The following is a 5,442-nucleotide window of genomic DNA, read 5'->3' as shown; positions in this document are numbered from 1 at the left end:
TTGGCCGTACCACCGACCCGGTGCGCATGTACATGCGTGAAATGGGTACCGTTGAGCTGCTGACGCGTGAAGGCGAAATCGACATCGCCAAGCGTATCGAAGACGGTATCAACCAGGTGCAATGCTCTGTCGCCGAATACCCGGAAGCAATCACCTACCTGCTCGATCAGTACGATCGCGTTGAAGCGGGCGAGTCACGCCTGTCTGACCTGATCACCGGTTTCGTCGATCCGAACGCCGAGGAAGATCTGGCACCGACCGCGACCCACGTTGGTTCTGAGCTGTCAGAAGAAGACCGCGACGACGACGAAGAGGAAGACGAAGAGAGCGACGACGACAGCTCTGATGATGATAACTCTATCGATCCGGAACTGGCGCGCGAAAAGTTTAACGACCTGCGTACGCAGTACGAAACTACGCGCAACGTGATCAAAGCCAAAGGCCGCAGCCATGCGGACGCCGTGGCCGAGATTAATAATCTCTCTGAAGTGTTCAAACAGTTCCGCCTGGTACCGAAGCAGTTCGATTACCTGGTGAACAACATGCGTGAAATGATGGAGCGCGTGCGCACGCAAGAGCGCCTGATCATGAAGCTGTGTGTTGAACTGTGCAAAATGCCGAAGAAAAACTTCATCACCCTGTTTACCGGTAATGAAACCAGTGAGAGCTGGTTCAAAGCGGCACTGGCCATGAACAAACCGTGGTCGGAAAAACTGCAGGAAGTGGAAGAAGATGTCATGCGTTCGCTGCAGAAACTGCTGCAGATTGAAGAAGAGACCGGCCTGACCATTGAGCAGGTGAAAGACATCAACCGTCGTATGTCGATCGGCGAAGCCAAAGCGCGTCGTGCGAAGAAAGAGATGGTTGAGGCTAACCTGCGTCTGGTGATCTCCATCGCCAAGAAGTACACCAACCGTGGCCTGCAGTTCCTCGACCTGATTCAGGAAGGCAACATCGGTCTGATGAAAGCGGTGGATAAGTTTGAATATCGCCGTGGCTATAAGTTCTCAACTTACGCCACCTGGTGGATCCGTCAGGCTATCACCCGTTCCATCGCCGACCAGGCGCGTACCATCCGTATTCCGGTGCATATGATTGAGACCATTAACAAGCTCAACCGTATTTCGCGCCAGATGCTCCAAGAGATGGGCCGTGAGCCAACGCCGGAAGAGCTGGCCGAACGTATGCTGATGCCAGAAGATAAAATCCGTAAGGTGCTGAAAATCGCTAAAGAGCCGATCTCTATGGAGACGCCGATTGGTGATGATGAAGATTCACATCTGGGCGATTTTATCGAAGACACCACGCTGGAGCTGCCGCTGGATTCTGCTACCTCAGAAAGCCTGCGTTCAGCCACCCACGACGTGCTGGCGGGTCTGACTGCACGTGAAGCGAAAGTCCTGCGTATGCGTTTCGGTATCGATATGAACACCGACCACACGCTGGAAGAGGTGGGTAAACAGTTTGACGTAACGCGTGAGCGTATCCGTCAGATTGAAGCCAAAGCGCTGCGTAAACTGCGCCATCCGAGCCGCTCGGAAGTGCTGCGTAGCTTCCTCGACGATTAATCGTCCTGGTCAGTAAAAACCCCGGCTAGCCGGGGTTTTTTATTGTCTTCAGTATGGCGTCAGCCCTTTCTCCTGCATCACGCTGCGCGCCTTGTCGCTCTGCAGGTATTTCACGAACTTCGCCGCGGCCTGCTGCTGCTGGCTGCTGCGCGTGATCACCGCACCGTACAGCGTATCCTGCTGTGCCGCCGGCGGAATCAGTCCCACGATAGTAATGCCTTTCACCGCCTTCAGCTCGCTATTCTGCTGAAAGCCCAGCTCGGCTTTGCCCTGCGCGACCGCCTCACCCACCGGCGTGGCCGGAATCACGGTAATCTTCGCCGCCGTTTTCGGGCCCAGCTGCAGCTTATCCAGCATCTTGCTCTGAATATATTTGCCGCTGGCACTGTCAGACACGGCGATGCTTGAGGCGGAGGTCAGCACCTGTTTGAACTTCGCGACGGTACTGATATCCGGCGGCGTGGTGCCCTGCTTCACCGCCATGGCGATGTACGAGTGCGCCAGCACCTGATGGCTGGCGCTATCCACCCATTTCGCCTGCTCCAGCGGCTTGATGGCGTAATCCACCATCACCAGCACGTCGGCGCTTTCATGGCGTTTAAGGCGATTAGGAATCGCCTGCGGCGTATCACCCATCGACGGCGCCGCTTCCAGCTTAATGCTATCGCCGCTCTGCTGCTGATAATCCTGCTTCAGGCTTTCAATTACCGGATACATACCGCCGGAACTGAATACCTTCAGCGTTGCGGCATGGACGCCCGGTTGCGCCAGCAGCAGCAGTGCCGCCAGAACCATGGTGCGTTGCTTCATCTCCCTGCTCCTTTTTTTGCGTGGAGCATCCGGTGTAGCCAGAAACAAAACGATGAACAACGTTATTACCTGATGAAACAGAGCCAGCTCACGCCTTATTCTGTAACCAATCATGAAGTTGGCGATAAGCGGCGACCATCTCCTCCAGCGAAGCGCGGTTTAATCCGCTGGGATTGGGCAGCACCCATAAACGGGTTTCGCCCAGCAGCTGCGGCTGCTCGCCCCACGCCACATTGCGCTGACGAAACGCCTTCTGAAACGCATCCTTACCCAGCACCGCCAGCGCGCGCGGCTGAAAGCGCAGCACCTTTTCCTGCAGACGCGCACCGCCGTCACGCAGCTCCGCGCCCGCCAGCTCGCTGGCCTGAATGGTAGGGCGCTCTACCAGCATGGTGATGCCGCAGCCGGTCTCCAGCAGCCGCTGTTCCTGCTCCGGCAGCAGCTGCTCGCGGGTGAATCCGGCCTGATGGATGACCTTCCAGAAGCGGTTGCCAGGATGCGCAAAGTGAAAACCGGTATGCGCCGAGGATTTGCCCGGATTGATGCCACAGAACAGCACCTGCAAATCGGGTGCGATGATGTCGCGGATGTCGTGATCGCTCATGCTGTCACCAGCCCGGCGCGCAGTTTAACTGCCTGACGCGTCACCTCCAGCATCTGGCGCGCTTCCGCTTCATCGGTGCAGGCGCGCGCCAGCGCCAGCGCACCGACCATTTCGGCCTGCATGCTGCTGGCGATGCTTTCCGCCTGCGCATGTCCCAGCTGCTCCAGCGCCTGCACCAGCTGCCGCCGCACCGCTTCGCGCTTCGCCGAAAACAGCGCCCGCGCATCAGGCGGTAAATGTGCCACTTCGCTGACCAGCGCCGGTATCGGACAGCCCTCGCCCGGCGCGCCACAGTGCTGGTCCGACAGATAGCGGTCGATCCACTGGTTCAGCCGTTCAGCCGGATCCTCTATCGCCAGCACGGCGGAAAAACGCTGCGCCGAGTCGGCAAACATCTCGCTAATCACCGCTTCGACCAGCGCTTCACGCGAGGCAAAGTGCGCATAAAACCCACCGTGCGTCAGGCCGACGCGCTTCATCAGCGCTGCCACGCCAATGCCTTCGGTGCCGCATTCGCGCATCACCACCGCCGCTTCTTCCAGAATGCGCTGCCGCGTGCGCGCCTTATGGCTTAGCTTTTCCATCGGTTGTTACCCTGCTCATCGTTAATGGCAATCAGTGTAATTATTACGATCGTCATATTCCAGCTTGACGATAGATATGATGGTCGCCATATTATCAGCACACCAATATGACGACCATCATACAGAGGGCTTTTCCCATGTCACACCAACTGGCTTTAATCACCGGCGCTTCCAGCGGTATCGGCGCAACTTACGCAAAACAGCTGGCTGCACGCGGCAACGACCTGATTCTGGTGGCGCGCGATGCTGCACGTCTGAGCGCACTGGCGCAGTCGCTGCACGAAGCGCACGGCGTGGAAGTCAGCGTGCTGGCTGCGGATCTGACGCGCCATGAAGATCTGGCGCGTATTGATAGCGAGCTGCGGGACAATACGCGTATTACCACGCTGATCAACAACGCGGGCATGACGGTGGAAGGCGAGTTTATCGACGCCAGCATCGACCAGACGCAAACCATGCTGGCACTGAACGTGGTGGCGCTGACGCAGCTCTCTCACACGGCCGCGCAGGTTTTCCGCAGCCGCAACGCGGGCACCATCGTGAACGTGGCGTCGGTACTGGCGCTGGTCAACGAACAGGCAAACGGGGCCTACAATGCGACGAAAGCTTTTGTGCTCTCGCTGACGCGGAATATGCAGCGTGAGCTGGCGGGCCACAACGTACGCGTGCAGGCGCTGCTGCCGGGCCTGACGCGCACCGAAATCTTTCAGCGCACCGGGCGCTCGGTGGATGACCTGCCGGCAGAGATGGTAATGGAGGTCGACGACTTAGTCGCCGCCGCGCTGCGCGGTCTGGATGACGGCGAAGCGATCACTATCCCTTCGGTGGAAGATATGGGCCTGTGGCAAAGCTTTGAGCAGGCGCGCGGTGCCATCCTGCCGTTTATCTCGCTGAATAAGCCCGCCACGCGCTATCGCTGAACCTGCGCATCCGGAGACAAGGCAGCAGCAAGCCTTGTCTCAAAAACGCGACAGCAGTGGGCGCTTATTGCCCGCTTCTGCCAGGGCTCGGGGATTTTTTGCTGTGAGATCAAGGACTCAGTGACTGCGGGAATTTTCACCAACCGATTGAGCAACGCTGGATCGCCCCACCGAGATACTTTATAATCCCCGCTCCGCTGGCCCCTTAGCTCAGTGGTTAGAGCAGGCGACTCATAATCGCTTGGTCGCTGGTTCAAACCCAGCAGGGGCCACCAACTTATCAATGACTTACCTCAAAAGCTACCATTAAGCTGGTTTTCCAGGATACTTATAGGATACCGGCCTGAAGTAGAGCAAAGTAGTGATTCACCCACCCTATATTCAGTCAATTTTGCTTTAAGCTAATTTCACCCTAAGGCTACTTAACGCTCAGGCCATCTGTGGCATAAAGCTCTTCAGCAAGCGCAATGTCCGCTTTGAGCAAAAGCGGACATTGACCAGTCAGTTAATTCCCGTCGGGTTTGAAATGCGTATCCGCCAGCCCTTATCCGCCCCTTGTTCCATCACCTGTGTGGCGACGCCGCAATCATCTCTTTGAGTGCCGTCTTCTAATGTCGTAGTCAGCGACCATTTAATGATGGCAAGAATAAGGTCACCTGAAGGGATAAGAGTATGGATCTGGTTTCTGATAATTGGCCTTGATGCTATCAACGTGGTAAAAGCCATACGCAATGCATAAGGATCAGTTTCGATGACAACATTGCTGGGCATTCTCATCGAGGCACGGTTACTGAAAACAGACATCAATGCGTCAATATTTCCGGCATTAAATGCTTCATCAAATGCAGCAATGGTTTCAGCTGGCGATCGATGGACAGTATCGCTCCTCTCAACCGAAGCTGCGAAATTGGAAATGTATCCTGCAATTTCTTGAGGTGATTCCAGCGGCGAAAGAT

General features: G+C 56.5%; 6 protein-coding genes and 1 tRNA gene. 3 read left to right on the top strand and 4 right to left on the bottom strand.

The window, feature by feature from the left end:
- The coding region (gene rpoD, locus QMM04_RS20600) for an RNA polymerase sigma factor RpoD (protein WP_282996899.1) at positions 1 to 1,568 on the top strand (1,568 nt) is incomplete at its 5' end.
- A 48-nt stretch (positions 1,569 to 1,616) separates the two neighbouring features.
- On the opposite strand, the gene QMM04_RS20595 is transcribed toward rpoD, so the two are convergent.
- From QMM04_RS20595 to QMM04_RS20585, 3 genes are all read right to left on the bottom strand, one after another.
- Positions 1,617 to 2,378 carry a substrate-binding domain-containing protein gene (locus tag QMM04_RS20595; protein WP_282996898.1) on the bottom strand — a complete coding sequence of 254 codons (762 nt, stop codon included), beginning with the start codon at positions 2,376 to 2,378 and terminating at the stop codon, positions 1,617 to 1,619.
- An 88-nt stretch (positions 2,379 to 2,466) separates the two neighbouring features.
- Entirely contained in the window at positions 2,467 to 2,982 is a 516-nt protein-coding gene (gene mug / locus QMM04_RS20590; protein ID WP_058771358.1) for a G/U mismatch-specific DNA glycosylase, read from the bottom strand.
- Positions 2,979 to 3,566: a TetR/AcrR family transcriptional regulator gene (locus QMM04_RS20585; protein WP_282996897.1), complete on the bottom strand. Its 588-nt coding sequence runs from the start codon at positions 3,564 to 3,566 to the stop codon at positions 2,979 to 2,981. Before QMM04_RS20585 ends, mug begins: the two co-directional genes overlap by 4 nt.
- Positions 3,567 to 3,703: 137 nt before the next feature.
- Here QMM04_RS20585 and QMM04_RS20580 point away from each other — a divergent pair, with 137 nt between their 5' ends.
- Positions 3,704 to 4,486, top strand: coding sequence for an SDR family oxidoreductase (locus QMM04_RS20580; RefSeq protein WP_211725056.1), 783 nt, complete (start codon positions 3,704 to 3,706; stop codon positions 4,484 to 4,486).
- Positions 4,487 to 4,685: 199 nt separating this feature from the next.
- Positions 4,686 to 4,761 (top strand) — tRNA-Ile (locus QMM04_RS20575).
- A 226-nt stretch (positions 4,762 to 4,987) separates the two neighbouring features.
- Here QMM04_RS20575 and QMM04_RS20570 read toward each other — a convergent pair.
- A partial coding sequence (locus QMM04_RS20570; protein WP_282996896.1) for a DUF4440 domain-containing protein occupies positions 4,988 to 5,442 on the bottom strand: 455 nt, incomplete at its 5' end.

Source organism: Pantoea sp. Pa-EAmG (assembly GCF_030024295.1).
GTDB lineage: Bacteria > Pseudomonadota > Gammaproteobacteria > Enterobacterales > Enterobacteriaceae > Pantoea > Pantoea dispersa.
The sequence above is the reverse complement of the archived record's forward strand: the minus strand, read 5'-3'. Positions and strand labels throughout refer to the sequence as shown.